This window comes from Ruegeria sp. BF10, assembly GCF_056538725.1.
Genome location: NZ_JBQFTR010000005.1, coordinates 13,128 through 29,471 on the forward strand (window position 1 = coordinate 13,128; position 16,344 = coordinate 29,471).

The following is a 16,344-nucleotide window of genomic DNA, read 5'->3' on the forward strand; positions in this document are numbered from 1 at the left end:
TTTGTAGCCAGATGAAGATGGGATCCCAATGACAACCGCCCTTTTGACCCACGCCGATTGTCTGGGCCATGTGACACCTGACGGGCACCCGGAGCGGGTGGCGCGGTTGGAGCATATTCTGCATGCATTGGAAGCGCTGGAGCTGAAGCGGGTGACGGCTCCGATGGCTGCGGATGACGATCTTCTGCGCATTCACCCCGAGAGCTATGTTCGCGACATTCGGGCCGCGCGCCCTGCGGACGGGTTCGCACAGATCGACGGGGATACGTTCCTGTCTCCGGGATCGGTGGACGCAGCTTACCGCGCGGCGGGTGCGGTGGTGCGGGCCGTTGATCTGGTTTTGAGCGGTGAAGCCTCGAACGCGTTCTGTGCCATTCGCCCGCCGGGGCATCATGCGGAATCCGAAACGGCCATGGGCTTCTGCCTGTTTGGAAATGCAGCATTGGCGGCGAAACATGCGCTGGACCATCACGGTTTGAAACGCGTGGCCGTGGTCGATTTCGACGTCCATCATGGCAATGGAACCCAGAACCTGTTGTGGGATGAAGCACGGGCCTTGGTGATAACCAGCCAGCAGATGCCTTTGTGGCCCGGATCGGGCCGGCCCGAGGAAACGGGTGTTCATGATACGGTGCTCAACATTCCACTGGCGCCCGGCAGTGGCGGCGCCGAGATGCGTGCCGCCTATGAAACAAAGGCCTTTCCGCGCTTGCGGGCCTTCAGGCCGGAACTGATTATCATTTCCGCCGGGTTCGATGCCCATCAGGACGACCCGCTTGCCAATCTGAACTGGGCTACTGATGATTTTGCCTGGATCACCGCAGAGCTGTGCAGAATTGCCGACGAGGTTTGCGGCGGTCGTATCGTCTCGACTCTGGAAGGCGGGTATGATCTGAACGCACTGGCCCAGGCCACACGCGCCCATGTGGAAGAATTGATAAAGGCAGCCCGATGACCGAGATCCCCGTAGACCAGATGACATTCGAACAGGCGATGAAAGAACTTGAAGCCGTAGTCGGCCAGCTGGAACGTGGCGACGTTGCGCTGGATCAATCAATTGCGCTGTACGAGCGCGGCGCGGCGCTGAAAAAGCGGTGCGAGGACGAGTTGAAGCGCGCGGAAGAAAAAGTCGCAGCGATCACTCTGGACGCCAGTGGGCAGCCGACCGGTACGACGCCTGTCGAAGGTATGTGAATGTTCCCCGAAAGACTTGCGCAGGATGCTGCCAGCATTCAAAGCCATTTTGATTTGGTTTTTGGCGCTTTTGCAGACGTGGATGTCACCCGGGCCATGGCATATGCCACCCGAGGCGGAAAGCGGCTGCGCGGGTTTCTGGCATTGGAAAGTGCCCGACTGCATGATGTTGAAGAAGACCGGGCGATCTGGCCGGCCACCGCCATAGAGGCGCTGCACGCTTATTCCCTTGTGCATGACGACCTGCCCTGCATGGATGACGATGACCTGCGCCGCGGGCGGCCCACCGTTCACGTAGAGTGGGATGAAGGCACGGCTGTTCTGGCCGGAGATGCCCTTCAGACGCTTGCTTTTGAACTTTGCACCTGCTCGCAGGTTGGGGCCGCAGACATTCGCGCAGACCTTGCCCTGACCCTTGCCAAAGCCAGCGGTGCACAAGGTATGGTGCTGGGACAGGCGTTGGACATTGCGGCGGAAACGGCCGCCGAACCGCTGTCGCTGGACGAAATCACGCGTCTTCAGGCCGGCAAGACAGGCGCCCTGATCGAATGGTCTGCCTGCGTTGGCGCCGTTATGGCCCGATCCGATCCTGACCCGTTGCGCCGATATGCCCGGGCGATGGGTCTTGCTTTTCAGATTGCTGATGACATCCTTGATATCGAAGGCGATGCCCAAAAGGCGGGCAAGCGATTGCAAAAGGATACCGAGGCAGGGAAAGCCACTTTTGTTTCGCTTTTGGGTCTGCCTGCTGCCAAAGCCCGCGCAAGTGAGCTGGTGGATCAGGCCTGCGCCGCTTTGGACGGGTTTGGCCCGAGGGCGGAAACCTTGAAGGAAGCCGCCCGCTTCGTTATTGCCCGGGACAGCTAAGCCAGGAACGCGCCACATGTCTGACCGCCCCAATACGCCCCTGCTGGATCTTGTGAACCGCCCTGCGGATCTCAAGCAGTTCTCGGACGCACAACTGCACCAGGTCGCACAGGAGTTGCGGGCCGAAACCATTTCGGCGGTTGCCGTGACCGGCGGGCATCTTGGGGCTGGCTTGGGAGTTGTCGAACTGACCACCGCCTTGCACGCCGTATTTGATACGCCCCGAGACAAGATCATCTGGGATGTGGGTCATCAGTGTTATCCGCACAAAATCCTGACCGAACGACGTGATCGCATCCGCACATTGCGCATGAAGGATGGCCTCAGCGGCTTCACCAAGCGCAGCGAAAGCCCCTATGACCCATTTGGCGCGGCGCATTCCAGCACGTCGATCAGCGCTGCTTTGGGTTTTGCTGTCGCACGGGATCTGGGGGGTGTAACGCCCGAAGGGTTGGGCGACGCAATTGCGGTGATCGGCGATGGCTCGATGTCTGCGGGCATGGCTTTTGAGGCGATGAACAATGCAGGCCACCTGAAAAAGCGTCTGATCGTCATTCTGAATGACAACGAGATGAGCATCGCGCCACCAGTTGGTGCGTTGTCCAGCTATTTGTCGCGTATTTATAGCGAAGAACCGTTTCACGATCTGAAAGCTGCTGCCAAAGGCGCTGTCTCCTTGCTGCCCGAGCCATTCCGGGAGGGCGCCAAGCGCGCCAAGGAGATGTTGAAAGGCATGGCGGTGGGCGGCACGCTGTTCGAAGAGCTTGGGTTTTCCTATCTCGGCCCGATAGATGGCCATGACATGGACCAGCTGCTGCCGGTTCTGCGTACGGTCAAATCACGGGCAACCGGGCCGATTCTGATCCATGTATTGACGAAAAAAGGCAAGGGCTATGCCCCTGCCGAGCAGGCCCGCGACAAAGGTCATGCCACGGCCAAGTTCGATGTGGTGACTGGAGAACAGAAGAAGGCACCTTCAAACGCGCCCTCTTATACGTCTGTATTTGGCAAGGCGCTGGTGGATGAGGCCGCGCGTGACGACAAGATCGTTGCCGTGACCGCTGCCATGCCCGACGGAACTGGCCTGAACCTGTTTGCCGAGCGCTATCCGTCACGTTGCTTTGATGTGGCGATTGCCGAACAGCACGGCGTGACGTTTTCGGCTGCGCTTGCCGCAGGAGGAATGAAGCCGTTCTGCGCAATGTATTCGACCTTTCTCCAGCGTGGTTACGACCAGGTGGTACATGACGTGGCGATTCAGCGCCTGCCCGTACGTTTTGCAATCGACAGAGCAGGTTTGGTCGGGGCTGACGGCGCCACCCATGCTGGGTCGTTCGATATTGCCTATTTGGCCAACCTGCCCGGTATGGTTGTCATGGCTGCGGCTGACGAGGCCGAGCTGATGCATATGGTGGCGACCGCCGCCGCGCATGACGAAGGCCCCATTGCGTTCCGCTATCCGCGCGGCGAAGGTGTCGGGGTCGACTTGCCCGAACGCGGCGAGGTTCTGGAAATCGGCAAGGGCCGCGTTATCCGGGAAGGTGCGCGGGTGGCTCTGCTTTCATTCGGTACACGTCTGGCAGAGGTTCAGAAGGCGGCGGAATCCCTTGCAGGCAAAGGCATAACGCCCACGATTGCCGATGCTCGTTTTGCCAAACCTCTTGATCGCGACCTGATCCTGGATCTCGCGTCCCGCCACGAGGCGTTGATCACCATCGAAGAAGGGGCCGTTGGCGGTTTTGGCAGCCATGTCGCTCAGCTTTTGGCGGATGAAGGTGTGTTTGATCGGGGGCTGAAATACCGCTCGATGGTTTTGCCTGATATCTTCATCGATCAAGCCAGCCCCGCGGACATGTATGCGGTGGCCGGTATGAATGCCGAGCATATCGAAGCGAAAGTTCTGGATGTTCTGGGCGTCGCCTCGATCGGAGAGAAACGCGCTTAGCGTGCCTGTCGGCAGGGCCGCAGGCTTTGGGAGGGCCGAATTTCGTTTGACCTGGATTTTTCTGGTGCCGCTGAAGGGACTCGAACCCCCGACCCCATCATTACGAATGACGTGCTCTACCAGCTGAGCTACAGCGGCACCGTAGGTCATACGGAATTGATTATGACCGGATGCGAAGCTTCGTTTAAACCGTCAGTCTGGCGCCTGCAAGCCCGGTTGTAACCGTTTCGGCCTTGTTCAGCACGGTCGGGCCTCAAGTTGTGAGCCGAACGCCTGCGGCCAACCTTTCAAATTGGCGCTCTGGTCCGTGAATTTTTTGTGACGACGCGGAATGAAATTGACTCATTCTCTATATTTCAATAATTCATGAAATATGATAGAACAGATAACCGATCAATTGACCATTCTTGGCCACCCGCAGCGCATCACCGTGTTTCGCATGTTGATGCGACGGTTTCCTGACAGGATTCCCGCGGGCGAGCTGGCGGCGGAGCTGGATATCAAACCCAGCACCATGTCGAACTACCTGAATGCTTTGCAGCGGTCGGGATTGGTGAAACAGGAACGATCCGGGACGTCTCTGCTCTATTCGATTGAAATGAAAAACGTGCAGCAAATGCTCGATTTCCTGATCGTGGATTGCTGCCGTGGCCGCCCGGATATCTGCATGCCCTTTCCCAAAGACACCGCGACGAACCGAAAGTTCAATGTGCTGTTCATCTGTTCCGGAAACTCCGCACGTTCGATTTTTGCCGAATCCTTGCTGCGAGAGATCGGCGGCGACCGGTTCAACGTCTATTCGGCCGGGACACGGCCCAGTTCAGAACTCAATCCCTTTGCGGTGCAGGTTCTGCGCGACAAGGGGCACGATATCTCGGCCCTGCGGCCGAAGACTTTGTCCGAGTTTTCGGCGCCGGATGCGCCTGCCATGGATTTTGTCTTTACTGTCTGCAATCAGGCCGCCAACGAGGAATGCCCGGCTTGGGAGGGCCAACCGATAAGTGGCCATTGGGGCGTGGAAGACCCGGTCAGGGCCGAAGGCACCGACGCCGAGAAAAGCCTGGCCTTTCAAACCGCCTATGGCGCACTGAAGCGCCGGATTCAGGCCTTTTCATCATTGCCGGTCGAAAGCCTTGACCGGATCGCATTGCAATCCGCCGTCGATGAAATCGGGCGTACTCCTACCGAGGAAACGAAATGACCACCTACGCACTGAACGGCCTTGGCCGTATGGGAAAACTGGCCCTGAAGCCCTTGCTTGAAAAAGGCGCAAAGATTGCCTGGATCAACGATGCCGTCGGTGATCCCGAGATGCATGCGCATCTGCTGGAATTCGACACCGTGCATGGGCGCTGGGACGCGGAATTCGACCATGACGCAGACAGCATCACAGTCAACGGAACCCGTCTGCCGTTCATTGGCACCAAAGACCTGAGCGCGTTGCCGCTGGACGGTGTTGACGTGGTGATCGACTGTACCGGCGTGTTCAAGACCGAAGCGAAGCTGGCACCGTATTTTGACGCTGGGGTAAAGAAGGTTGTTGTCTCTGCTCCGGTCAAGGACGGGCCGACGGCCAATATCGTCATGGGTGTAAATGACGAAACTTACGACCCCGCGGCGCATAGGATCGTGACGGCGGCCTCGTGCACGACAAACTGTCTTGCGCCTGTCGTAAAGGTCATTCACGAAAACCTGGGCATCCGCCATGGATCGATGACGACGATTCACGACGTAACCAATACGCAGACAATCGTGGACCGGCCTGCCAAGGACCTCAGGCGCGCACGCTCGGCCCTGAACTCTCTGATCCCGACCACGACCGGCTCGGCCACGGCCATCACGCTGATCTATCCGGAACTCAAAGGTCGTTTGAACGGCCACGCGGTTCGGGTGCCATTGCTGAACGCCTCGCTGACCGATTGCGTGTTCGAGGTTGAGCGTGAAACCACGGTTGAAGAGGTCAACGCCTTCTTCAAAGCCGCTGCCGAGGGTGAACTGAAGGGCATTCTGGGATATGAGACACGCCCGCTGGTGTCCACCGATTATACCAATGACGAACGCTCTTCGATCGTCGATGCGCCCTCGACCATGGTTGTGAACGGGACGCAGGTGAAAATCTATGCGTGGTACGACAACGAGATGGGCTATGCGCACCGGCTGGTGGATGTCGCATTGATGGTCGGGGCATCATTGTGAGGCAACGGCCCGCAGGACTGTCGGCCTATATCGCGGTCACGGCTGCCTATTGGGCCTTCATGCTGACCGACGGGGCGCTCAGGATGCTGGTGCTGTTGCACTTTCACACCCTGGGTTTCTCGCCGGTTCAGCTTGCCTATCTGTTTGTGCTCTATGAAATCGCCGGGATAGTCACCAACCTGTCTGCCGGTTGGATCGCCGCGCGGTTCGGGCTGACCTCGACCCTCTATGCGGGGCTGGGGGTGCAGATTGTCGCGTTGCTCGCCATGACGCAGCTTGACCCGAACTGGACCGTCGCCGCTTCGGTCACTTTTGTGATGATCGTGCAAGGGGCCAGCGGAGTGGCCAAGGATCTGGCCAAGATGTCTTCGAAATCGGCGGTCAAATTGCTGGCTCCATCCGAAGGAGGCGCGTTGTTTCGGTGGGTTGCGGTTCTGACGGGTTCGAAAAACGCGGTCAAAGGGCTGGGATTCCTGTTGGGTGCAGCCATGCTTGCAACGCTGGGCTTCCTACCGGCAGTGCTTGCCATGGCCGCCGTTCTGGCGGTGATTCTGGTCGCAGTGATGCTGTTCATGCCAGAGGGCCTGCCGAAGGGGCGCAAGGGTGCAAAATTCTCTGAGGTTTTTTCAAAATCCGCGAATGTGAACTGGTTGTCCGCGGCACGTGTCTTCCTGTTCGGTGCGCGGGACGTCTGGTTCGTGGTCGGCATCCCGATCTATTTCTATGCTGTTCTTTCAGATGGCACCGAAGAGGGCAATCGGGCCGCGTTCTTCATGATCGGAACATTCATGGCGGTGTGGATCATCCTCTATGGCGCCGTGCAAGCCAACGCGCCAAGGATTCTTCGTGCGTCAGATCGAACCGAAGGTGATCTGATCCGCGCCGCACGCAGATGGGCGGCGATCCTGTTTTGTGTTCCTGCGGCTCTGACACTGGCTGTTTTGCTGTCAAATGGGCCCGAGACCTGGCTGACCCTGACGCTTGTCGCTGGGCTTTTGGTCTTTGGTGCGATCTTCGCGGTCAACTCATCGCTGCATTCCTATCTGATCCTTGCCTTCACCCGGTCCGAGCGTGTGACGATGGATGTCGGCTTTTACTATATGGCAAATGCGACGGGGCGGTTGGCCGGAACCGTTTTGTCCGGCCTGACCTATCAGGTCGGGGGGCTGCCCCTGGTGCTGGGCACGGCGGCCGTGATGGTTGGCCTTGCTGCGCTGACGTCCGGCAAACTTATGGATCAAACTTCCGAGGCGTTATCATGAGCATTTTTGAACGGTATCTCACGATCTGGGTTGCACTTGCGATGATCGGTGGTGTCCTGATCGGACTGGCCGCGCCGGGGCTGGTGCAACTGGTGGCAAGCGCCGAAGTTGCCAGCGTCAACCTGGTGGTGGCGGTGCTGATCTGGGCAATGGTCTATCCGATGATGGTCAACGTCGATTTCGGTGCAGTCGCCGGGGTTGCCCGCCAGCCGCGTGGTCTGATTGTGACGCTGGTGGTGAACTGGCTGATAAAGCCTTTCACCATGGCGCTGCTGGCCGTTCTGTTTTTCGACTATGTCTTCGCGCCCTGGATCGCGCCCGAAGATGCTGCGCAATACACCGCCGGTCTGATCCTGCTGGGGGCCGCCCCTTGTACCGCCATGGTGTTCGTGTGGTCGCAACTGACCAAAGGCGACGCGACCTACACCCTGGTTCAGGTCTCGGTCAATGATCTGATCATGGTCGTGGCATTTGCGCCGATCGTGGCCTTTTTGCTGGGGGTCACTGACATCGAAGTGCCATGGCAGACTTTGGTTTTGGCCACGGTCCTTTATGTGGTGCTGCCGCTAATCGCCGGCTTGATCACCCGCCGCAGATTAGGCTCTAAACAGGCGATAGAAGCCTTTTCGGCGCGGGTGAAACCGTGGTCCGTCATGGGATTGATCGCAACCGTGGTTATCCTGTTCGGCCTGCAAGGTCAGACCATTCTGGCGAAACCCACGGTCATCGTGTTGATCGCCGTTCCCATTCTGATCCAAAGCTACGGTATTTTTGCCATTGCCTATGGCGCGGCTTTTGCGCTGAAGGTTCCCCACCGCATCGCAGCGCCCTGCGCCATGATCGGGACATCTAACTTCTTCGAACTGGCCGTTGCCGTCGCAATCAGCTTGTTCGGTCTTCAGTCAGGCGCGGCACTGGCGACGGTTGTGGGGGTCCTGGTCGAAGTGCCGGTGATGCTGTCGCTTGTGGCTTTCGCCAACCGAACACGCCAGCGTTTTCCGGAACCTGCGACACGATAGGATTGGTCAACGCAGCAGAACGACTGTCATATCTGGCGGCTGCGCACCGCCAGAATCACACCTCACGTAGCTTCAGAAATCCACGCCGCGCTGGGCTTTGATACCCGCCTGGAACGGGTGTTTCTCCTCGGTCATTTCCGTGACCAGGTCGGCATAGTCACGCAGCGCTTGCGGTGCATCACGCCCGGTCAGGAATACGCTGGTCTTGTCCGAGCGTGCGTTCAAACCCGCGATGACCTGTTCGACCGTCAGGTATTCGTAGCGCAAGGCGATGTTGATCTCGTCCAGCACAACCAGATCGTATTCGCCACTGGACATCAGGGCACATGCCTTGTCGAAGGCGGCATTGGCAGCAGCAATATCGCGCTCACGATCCTGCGTGTCCCAGGTAAAACCTTCGCCCATCGTATGCCATGTCACCAGATCACGCTCTTCGAAGAAACGGCGCTCGCCGGTTTTCCACTTGCCCTTGATGAACTGCACCACGCCAACCTTCTGGCCCCAACCCAAAGCGCGAATGACCACGCCGAACGCGGCCGAGGACTTGCCTTTGCCCTTGCCGGTATTGATCAAGACCAGACCACGGCCAGGATCCACGGCCTCGGACACTTTCTTGCGGTGCTGGGCCTGCACCTTCTGCATCTTTTCCTTGTGATCCTGCGCGTCGTTCATTTGGGAACCTCTTTGACTGTTCGGCCCAACCTAGGGGAAGATTGCAAAAGGTAAAGTCATGCTTTGGGGTCCGTAACCGACCGGACCTTGCCGCGCTCCAGCCCCAACTGGTGTTCGCGCCAGATGACGACAACATTGCCTGCGATCACCAGTGCGGCCCCGATCAGGATTGCAAGCGTTGGCAGTTCGTCGAACCAGACATAGCCGATCACGATCGCAAACAGCATGGTTGCATAGTCATAAGGTGCCAGCATCGAGGCCTGGCCAAACCGATAGGAGGATGTGACCAAAATCTGCGCAACGCCGCCGATCAGGCCCATCATGACCATGATCAGCGCCTGATTCCACGTGGGCATCGTCCATCCCCAGAACGCTGTCAGAGCGGACAGAAGCGTCGCGGTCATCGAGAAATAGAACACGATGGCCGCAGGGTGATCGACCTTGACCAATTGCCGGATATGGATCTGAACGAAGGCACGGGCGAGGGTTGCGCCCAACACGCATAACGCGCCGATGGTGGCGGCGAGTTCCATCTCGGTGGTGCCAAGACGTGGCCAGATCATGATCAGGACGCCCAGCAGACCCAAAGCCACAGCGCCGATACGGATAAGCCGAATGCGTTCGCCCAGCATGACGGCGGCCAGAATCAGGGTGAAGATCGGCGTCGCATAGCCGATTGCGGTGACTTCGGGCAGCGGCAGCAGGCTGAGGCCGGTAAAGGTAAGACCCATGGCGCTGGTCCCCAGAACGCCACGCCAGAAATGGCCCATGGGTTTCTTGACCACAAAGCCTTTCGACAACTCCCCTCGCGCGATGAGCCAAAGAATGATCACGGGGATTGCGAAAAGGGACCGAAAAAACACCAATTGGCCCGGTGGGAACTCATCCGACAGTGCTTTGACCAGCGCGGACATCGACGTGAACAGGAACAAGGCGCACAGCTTCAGCGTTACCGCAAGCAGAGGTCGATGCGAAGTTAAGGGTTTTGTCATCGGCGCGAACCTGCGCCTTTGCCGGGCAAAGATCAACGGGTGGGTTCAGCAATTCACCCAGGATTGCGGCAAGGAGCAGCCGATCTCTTCGGCGAATTCTTCAAGAAAGCGGATCATGCGCGCGGTGCGTTGCTCGGCAATCAGTCGGCCGGTTTCGGTTAGCATGTCACCCGGCAGCCGCAGCAGCTTCACCTTCCAATGGTCGAGCGAGAAATGAAGGTCGTCCAGTGGCCGGACTTGGGCAAAAGGATCTGCCGGGTCATAAAGAGTGCGCCCCAAGGCTCCGGAAACGGAAAAGTTGCGGGCGATGCCGATGGCGCCCAAAGCGTCAAGCCGGTCCGCATCGCGCAGAATGCGCGCCTCGATCGTTTCAGGGGGGATATTGGCCGAAAAACTATGGGCTTCGATCGCGTGCTGGATCGCGCGGATCTGATCGGCTTCAAACCCGATTTCCTCAAGAATAGGCTCTGATTCCGTTGCGGATCTGCGCGAGGCAAGATGCCGGTCGGGATCGTCCTTGGGTAGATTTACAAGATCGTGCAGATAACTTGCCGCCAGCAGCACGGACATATCGGCTTGATCATCTGCGATGGCCCGGGCGTTGGTCCAAACACGATCAAGATGGGCCAGATCATGGGCCGGATCCGTTTCCATGCGATGTGCGACCACAGCACGCAGGCGGGTGCGCAGATCAGCCGATCCGTCCACGGTTCTCTCCGATCTGGCCGCGATGCAGCAGAAGGTGGTCGAGGATCACGCAGGCCATCATCGCCTCACCCACTGGAACAGCGCGGATCCCGACGCAGGGGTCGTGACGGCCCTTGGTGATGATCTCGGTCTCTTCGCCTGATTTGGTGATGGTTTTGCGCGTGGTCAGAATCGACGAGGTCGGCTTGACCGCAAAGCGCACGACGATGTCCTGCCCGGTCGAGATACCGCCCAGAATCCCGCCCGCATGGTTCGAGCTGTATTGCGGACCGTTCTGCCCCATGAAGATTTCGTCGGCGTTGGCCTCGCCCGTCAGTTCAGCCGCGGCCATGCCCTCGCCGATCTCGACGCCTTTGACGGCATTGATCGACATCATCGCTGCGGCCAGATCAGTGTCTAACTTAGCATAAACCGGCGCCCCGATCCCGGCGGGGACACCGCGCGCAACGACTTCGACCACGGCCCCGACCGAGTTGCCGGACTTGCGCAGATCATCCAGGTACGCGGCCCAGTCTTCTGCGGCGGTTGCATCGGGTGTCCAGAACGGATTCTGTTCGATCTGGGACCAGTCGAAGTTGGCGCGGTCGATCTTATGCGGCCCGATCTGGGTCATGTAGCCGGTGATCTGGACATTGGGCGCGATTTGCTTGATCGCTTCACGCGCCAGTCCACCTGCTGCAACACGTGATGCTGTTTCCCGTGCAGAACTGCGCCCGCCGCCGCGATAATCCCGGATTCCGTATTTCTGCCAATAGGTGATATCGGCGTGCCCCGGACGGAACTTGTCGATGATATCGCCATAGTCTTTCGAGCGCTGATCGGTGTTCTCGATCATCAGCTGCACAGGCGTTCCGGTGGTTTGCCCTTCGAACACGCCGGACAGGATTTTCACCTGATCGGGTTCGCGCCGCTGGGTGGTAAACTTGTTCTGCCCCGGTTTGCGCTTGTCCAGCCAGTGCTGAATCATGCCCTCGTCGATCGTGACACCCGGCGGGCAGCCGTCAACAGTGGCGCCCAAAGCGGGTCCATGGCTTTCACCCCAGGTGGTGACACGGAATAGATGGCCAAAACTGTTCATCGACATGGGGCGTGCTCCTTTGAGCGTCGTGATTAGCGGGCAAGGCCCTTGGCCTCAAGCGGATTTGCGAATTGGTGGGCGCCACCTTGCGGTGGCGCGAATGAGTATTTTTGAAAAGATGAAGATCAGGCGGCCTGCGTCAGCACCGCTCGGGTCGCTGTGATTTTCAGCGCGGCTTGTGCGGCTTCGCGGCCTTTCTCGACAAAATGCGCACGGTAGATGGCGTTGTGGTGATCCGTCTCCTGGTATTGGTGCGGCGTCAGGGAAACGGACAGGACCGGCACGCCTGTATCCATGCCGGCGCGCATCAAACCGTCCACGACGGCCTGGGCCACGAAGTCGTGCCGGTAAATGCCGCCATCCACGACAAATGCGGCGCAGGCGACAGCGGCGTAGCGGCCGGTTTGGGCCAGATCGCGGGCCAGCAGCGGCATCTCGAACGCGCCGGGTACGTCAAAAACATCGACCTGATCGGCCGGGATCAATTCAAGAAATCCGTCAAGCGCGCGGTCGACGATGTCGGAATGCCAGTTGGCTTTGACAAAAGCATAGCGGGTGTGTGTCATCGTGGTCTCCTTTCAGTTTGGTGGCCTGCTGGCGGTTGCGAACGGTTTCGCTGCCAGCCCGGCATGACACGTCACCCAAGGCGATCACGAGCAGGCGCGCCGGTTCACCGGCACGACTTGCACGTTCTCTTCCATCCGGACTTTGACCGTCGGCTCTGGCCTCTCACCAGATCTGCTGACACTCGTTCGTGGTTCCACGCTTTGTCCGAATGCCGGCTTCTGCCTTTCGGATCGTGGTCACGGCAGAGCCGCTCGCGGGCTTACGGGTCATCGCCCGCATACCGCCGGTGGGGAATTCCACCCCGCCCTGAGAACGAGGCAGACCTTGCCAAGAACCAACCCCATCTGCAAGAGATTTGGCAGGAGGTCGCCCATGCACCCAAATCCAGCCTTCCGCGCCGAGGATCGTGCGCGTCATATTGAATTCGCCCGTGACCGGGCTTTTGGCGTTCTGGCGATTTCCGACGACGGCGCACCATTGATAAGTCACGTGCCCTTTCTGCTGTCAGAGGACGGTGCGGTGGCCGATCTTCATCTAGTGCGATCAAACCCGATTGTCCGTTTGCTGTGCGGGCCGAAAGTGGTCAGGATCGCTGTGCAGGGACCTGATGGCTATGTCTCGCCCGACTGGTACGGTGTCGCGGATCAGGTTCCGACATGGAACTATGTTGCCGTGCACCTGACCGGAAGGCTTGAGTTGCGCCCGCAGGACGAGCTGCGTGATTTGCTGGACCGACAATCTGCATTCTTTGAAGATCGACTGCTGCCCAAAGCGCCATGGGTCACCGGGAAAATGTCTGATGACGCCTTGGCCAGAATGATGCGGATGATCGTTCCATGCCGGATGCAGGTAGAGGATATCCAGGGCACCTGGAAACTGGGCCAGAACAAGCCGGAGGAGGCAAGAATCGCTGCTGCCGATAATGTGCCCAACGGATTTGGCAGTGAAACCGGTCAGCTGGCCGCCTTGATGCACAAGGCGTAACCAGCACCGGGAAACAGGATTACTCGGAACTGAAAGTTGCCAGATAGGCGGCGATATCTTCCGCACCCTTCTTCAGTTTGACACTCATGTTAGGGCGGGCGGTTTCGTCATCCAGATACTCTTTGATGAAACCGATGGGGTCTTTGGAATAGGCGGCGATGTTTTCTTCGGTCCAGATCAGGCCCTCTTCGCCGGCACGGATCATATCGTCAGTGAACATGCCGACCGGCAGGCGCGCGCTGCCATAGCGATAGTCTTTTTCGGACCCGGCGACACGTCCGACGACGCCATAGAGATTCGGGCCGGTGATTCCGCCTTTGACCAGGACTTCACCGTCCTTGATGATCGCATGACACGAGGAGCAGCGGTTATACATGGCTTCACCTTTCGCCGGATCGCCTGCGGCAAAGGATTGCGTGGCCAACGCCAATGTGAACATCGCAGCGGCCGAAGTGACTTTTGACATAGTGGTCTCCTTGCAGGAGTTCGCGCGTTTTTTTGCGCTGTCCGGTATTCGCGCAAAAAGTGCAACTGCGATATTGCGCTCAATTTTCAATTTAAATCATCTATTTGGCGGATATGATTTTCCCGGCAAACAATCGTTGCTTTGTGATGCTGATTGTCCAGAATACGCCCTCAGATGACTGACGGTCTGGTGGTCAGAATCGGGCCGGATTGCGGCTGCAAAGCGGGGTCGTAGTTCGAATCATCCCCCGGTGATTCGAAGTCGCAGGCAAAGTTGCGGGCAAGATTCACCAAAAAAAGCCCCTCGTCATGTGCATGAAGGGACACATGCGGCGTATTGCGCATTTATGAACGCTGGACGAACACTATTCTCCCCGATAGTAAGCGCGGTTAAGACACCGCATTCGTGCGGTGCGCGAGCTATTTGCCCGTCCGCGGGCGCCAGATAATCGGAGATAACCTCGTGTCCCACGCAGAAGACCACGAAGGCACCCGCAGAGATTTCCTGTACTACGTCGCTGGCGGCGCAGGTGTCGTTGCAACGGGTGCAGCCGTATGGCCCCTGATCAACCAAATGAACCCATCGGCAGACGTTCAGGCGCTGTCCTCGATCCGTGTGGATGTGAGCGGCGTCGAGCCGGGCACGCAACTGACGGTAAAATGGCTGGGGAAACCTGTTTTCATCCGTCATCGTACCGGTGCCGAGATTCAGGAAGCCCAGGAACAGGACGCCGAAGGCGTTGATGCGCTGCCAGATCCGCTGGCGCGCAACTTCAACCTGAGCGCCGATGCGCCCGCGACTGACGCAAACCGCGTCATGCCGTCTCCGGAGGGCGAAGCACCGGGTGCCTGGATCGTGCAGATGGGCGTATGTACGCACCTGGGCTGTGTGCCTCTGGGGGATGCCGGCGACTTCGGTGGCTGGTTCTGCCCGTGCCACGGCTCGCACTACGACCTCGCCGGTCGTATCCGTAAAGGCCCCGCGCCTGAGAACCTGCCTGTCCCGCCCGCAGAATGGGTGGACAACAGCACAATCAAACTCGGCTAAGGGAGACCCAAACTTATGTCCGGAATTCCCCACGATCATTACGAGCCGAAGACAAACGGCGAGAAATGGCTGAACAGCCGTCTGCCGATTGTCGGCCTGCTTTACGACACGCTCATGATCCCGACCCCCAAGAACCTGAACTGGTGGTGGATCTGGGGCATCGTTCTGGCGTTCTGCCTGGCGCTGCAAATCGTCACCGGCATCGTACTGGTGATGCACTATACCCCGCATGTCGATCTGGCCTTTGCCAGCATCGAACACATCATGCGCAACGTGAATGGCGGTCACTTTATCCGCTATCTGCACATGAACGGCGCGTCGCTGTTCTTTGTGGCGGTTTACATCCACATGTTCCGCGGCCTGTTCTACGGCTCGTACAAAGCCCCGCGCGAAATCACATGGATCATCGGTATGCTGATCTATCTGATGATGATGGGTACCGCCTTCATGGGCTATGTTCTGCCCTGGGGTCAGATGTCCTTCTGGGGTGCGACCGTGATCACCGGCCTGTTTGGTGCGATCCCGTTTGTCGGTGACGCGCTGCAAACCTGGTTGCTGGGCGGACCTGCCGTGGACAACGCCACGCTGAACCGCTTCTTCTCGCTGCACTACCTGCTGCCGTTCATCATCGCGGCGCTGGTCATCGTTCATATCTGGGCCTTCCACACCACCGGCAACAACAACCCCACAGGTGTTGAAGTGCGCCGTGGATCGAAAGCCGAGGCCGAGAAAGACACGCTGCCGTTCTGGCCGTATTTCGTGATCAAGGACCTGTTTGCACTGGCCGTGATCCTGGTCGTGTTCTGGGCCATCGTCGGCTACATGCCGAACTATCTGGGCCACCCGGACAACTACATCGAAGCCAACCCGCTGGTGACACCTGCACACATCGTTCCCGAATGGTACTTCCTGCCGTTCTACGCGATCCTGCGCGCCTTCACCGGTGAGGTCTGGGTCGTTCAGTTCGCCAGCTTCATCACCGGCGGCATCATCGATGCCAAGTTCTTCGGTGTTCTGGCGATGTTCGGTGCGATCCTGGCCATGGCGCTGGCGCCCTGGCTGGACACCTCGAACGTACGTTCGGGCAAGTACCGTCCGATGTTCAAATGGTGGTTCTACTTGCTGGTCATCGACTTCTTTGCCCTGATGTGGCTGGGTGCGATGCCTGCGGAAGAGCCCTATGCGACCTTCTCGCTGATCGCGTCCGCCTACTGGTTCGCCTATTTCTTCGTGATCCTGCCGATCCTCGGTGTGATCGAGAAGCCTCTGGCCCAGCCCGAGACCATCGAAGAAGACTTCAACGCGCATTATGGCAAGGCTGACGCCGACGCCACGCCGGCCGAGTAA

Annotated in this window: 17 protein-coding genes, 1 tRNA gene and 1 riboswitch; of the genes, 11 read left to right on the forward strand and 7 right to left on the reverse strand. The window is 58.7% G+C overall.

Features of this window, described 5'->3' with window-relative positions; genetic code table 11:
• Positions 1-28 precede the first annotated feature (28 nt).
• From ACR0DJ_RS16865 to dxs, 4 genes are read left to right on the forward strand one after another with little or no spacing between them, the layout of a single operon-like run.
• Entirely contained in the window at positions 29-955 is a 927-nt protein-coding gene (locus ACR0DJ_RS16865) for a histone deacetylase family protein (protein WP_480685747.1), read from the forward strand.
• A complete protein-coding gene (locus tag ACR0DJ_RS16870; RefSeq protein ID WP_170347569.1) occupies positions 952-1,194 on the forward strand; it encodes an exodeoxyribonuclease VII small subunit in 243 nt (80 codons plus the stop codon). The genes ACR0DJ_RS16865 and ACR0DJ_RS16870 overlap by 4 nt, the downstream gene beginning before the upstream one ends.
• Positions 1,195-2,061, forward strand: a complete 867-nt coding sequence (locus ACR0DJ_RS16875; RefSeq protein WP_170347570.1) for a polyprenyl synthetase family protein — start codon at positions 1,195-1,197, stop codon at positions 2,059-2,061. It begins immediately after the preceding gene.
• Between the two features lie 16 nt (positions 2,062-2,077).
• The gene (dxs, locus tag ACR0DJ_RS16880) at positions 2,078-4,006 is read left to right on the forward strand and encodes a 1-deoxy-D-xylulose-5-phosphate synthase (protein ID WP_480685748.1); all 1,929 of its coding nucleotides are present in this window, start codon (positions 2,078-2,080) and stop codon (positions 4,004-4,006) included.
• A 62-nt stretch (positions 4,007-4,068) separates the two neighbouring features.
• Here dxs and ACR0DJ_RS16885 read toward each other — a convergent pair.
• A tRNA-Thr gene (locus ACR0DJ_RS16885) sits at positions 4,069-4,144 on the reverse strand.
• 235 nt (positions 4,145-4,379) lie between these two features.
• Here ACR0DJ_RS16885 and ACR0DJ_RS16890 point away from each other — a divergent pair.
• The 4 genes from ACR0DJ_RS16890 to arsB are packed head-to-tail and all read left to right on the forward strand — an operon-like array spanning position 4,380 to position 8,483.
• Positions 4,380-5,207, forward strand: a complete 828-nt coding sequence (locus ACR0DJ_RS16890) for an arsenate reductase/protein-tyrosine-phosphatase family protein (protein ID WP_480685750.1) — start codon at positions 4,380-4,382, stop codon at positions 5,205-5,207.
• The gene (locus ACR0DJ_RS16895; protein WP_171638438.1) at positions 5,204-6,202 is read left to right on the forward strand and encodes an ArsJ-associated glyceraldehyde-3-phosphate dehydrogenase; all 999 of its coding nucleotides are present in this window, start codon (positions 5,204-5,206) and stop codon (positions 6,200-6,202) included. Before ACR0DJ_RS16890 ends, ACR0DJ_RS16895 begins: the two co-directional genes overlap by 4 nt.
• The gene (arsJ, locus tag ACR0DJ_RS16900) at positions 6,199-7,464 is read left to right on the forward strand and encodes an organoarsenical effux MFS transporter ArsJ (RefSeq protein ID WP_480685752.1); all 1,266 of its coding nucleotides are present in this window, start codon (positions 6,199-6,201) and stop codon (positions 7,462-7,464) included. Before ACR0DJ_RS16895 ends, arsJ begins: the two co-directional genes overlap by 4 nt.
• Entirely contained in the window at positions 7,461-8,483 is a 1,023-nt protein-coding gene (gene arsB, locus ACR0DJ_RS16905) for an ACR3 family arsenite efflux transporter (protein WP_425079890.1), read from the forward strand. Before arsJ ends, arsB begins: the two co-directional genes overlap by 4 nt.
• A 72-nt stretch (positions 8,484-8,555) precedes the next feature.
• Here arsB and cobO read toward each other — a convergent pair whose 3' ends face one another.
• The 5 genes from cobO to ACR0DJ_RS16930 all read right to left on the reverse strand — a co-directional run bounded on the left by cobO (position 8,556) and on the right by ACR0DJ_RS16930 (position 12,499).
• A complete protein-coding gene (gene cobO, locus ACR0DJ_RS16910; protein ID WP_425079891.1) occupies positions 8,556-9,155 on the reverse strand; it encodes a cob(I)yrinic acid a,c-diamide adenosyltransferase in 600 nt (199 codons plus the stop codon).
• Positions 9,156-9,211: 56 nt separating this feature from the next.
• The gene (locus tag ACR0DJ_RS16915; protein ID WP_480685754.1) at positions 9,212-10,147 is read right to left on the reverse strand and encodes a DMT family transporter; all 936 of its coding nucleotides are present in this window, start codon (positions 10,145-10,147) and stop codon (positions 9,212-9,214) included.
• Between the two features lie 45 nt (positions 10,148-10,192).
• A complete protein-coding gene (locus tag ACR0DJ_RS16920) occupies positions 10,193-10,855 on the reverse strand; it encodes an HD domain-containing protein (protein ID WP_480685755.1) in 663 nt (220 codons plus the stop codon).
• Positions 10,839-11,939: a chorismate synthase gene (aroC, locus tag ACR0DJ_RS16925; protein WP_425079892.1), complete on the reverse strand. Its 1,101-nt coding sequence runs from the start codon at positions 11,937-11,939 to the stop codon at positions 10,839-10,841. The genes ACR0DJ_RS16920 and aroC overlap by 17 nt, the downstream gene beginning before the upstream one ends.
• 119 nt (positions 11,940-12,058) lie before the next feature.
• Positions 12,059-12,499 carry a 6,7-dimethyl-8-ribityllumazine synthase gene (locus ACR0DJ_RS16930; protein WP_170347485.1) on the reverse strand — a complete coding sequence of 147 codons (441 nt, stop codon included), beginning with the start codon at positions 12,497-12,499 and terminating at the stop codon, positions 12,059-12,061.
• A gap of 119 nt (positions 12,500-12,618) precedes the next feature.
• A riboswitch (FMN riboswitch) is annotated at positions 12,619-12,818 on the reverse strand.
• A gap of 54 nt (positions 12,819-12,872) precedes the next feature.
• On the opposite strand from ACR0DJ_RS16930, the gene ACR0DJ_RS16935 reads away from it, so the two are divergent.
• A complete protein-coding gene (locus ACR0DJ_RS16935; protein ID WP_170347484.1) occupies positions 12,873-13,484 on the forward strand; it encodes an FMN-binding negative transcriptional regulator in 612 nt (203 codons plus the stop codon).
• A 19-nt stretch (positions 13,485-13,503) separates the two neighbouring features.
• On the opposite strand, the gene ACR0DJ_RS16940 is transcribed toward ACR0DJ_RS16935, so the two are convergent.
• Positions 13,504-13,950, reverse strand: coding sequence for a c-type cytochrome (locus ACR0DJ_RS16940; RefSeq protein ID WP_425079893.1), 447 nt, complete (start codon positions 13,948-13,950; stop codon positions 13,504-13,506).
• 462 nt (positions 13,951-14,412) lie between these two features.
• On the opposite strand from ACR0DJ_RS16940, the gene petA reads away from it, so the two are divergent.
• Together petA and petB are read left to right on the forward strand one after the other, a co-directional pair.
• Positions 14,413-14,997 (forward strand): ubiquinol-cytochrome c reductase iron-sulfur subunit, encoded by a 585-nt coding sequence (petA, locus tag ACR0DJ_RS16945; RefSeq protein ID WP_170347482.1) that lies wholly within the window; start codon positions 14,413-14,415, stop codon positions 14,995-14,997.
• Positions 14,998-15,012: 15 nt separating this feature from the next.
• Positions 15,013-16,344 carry a cytochrome b gene (petB, locus tag ACR0DJ_RS16950; RefSeq protein WP_170347481.1) on the forward strand — a complete coding sequence of 444 codons (1,332 nt, stop codon included), beginning with the start codon at positions 15,013-15,015 and terminating at the stop codon, positions 16,342-16,344.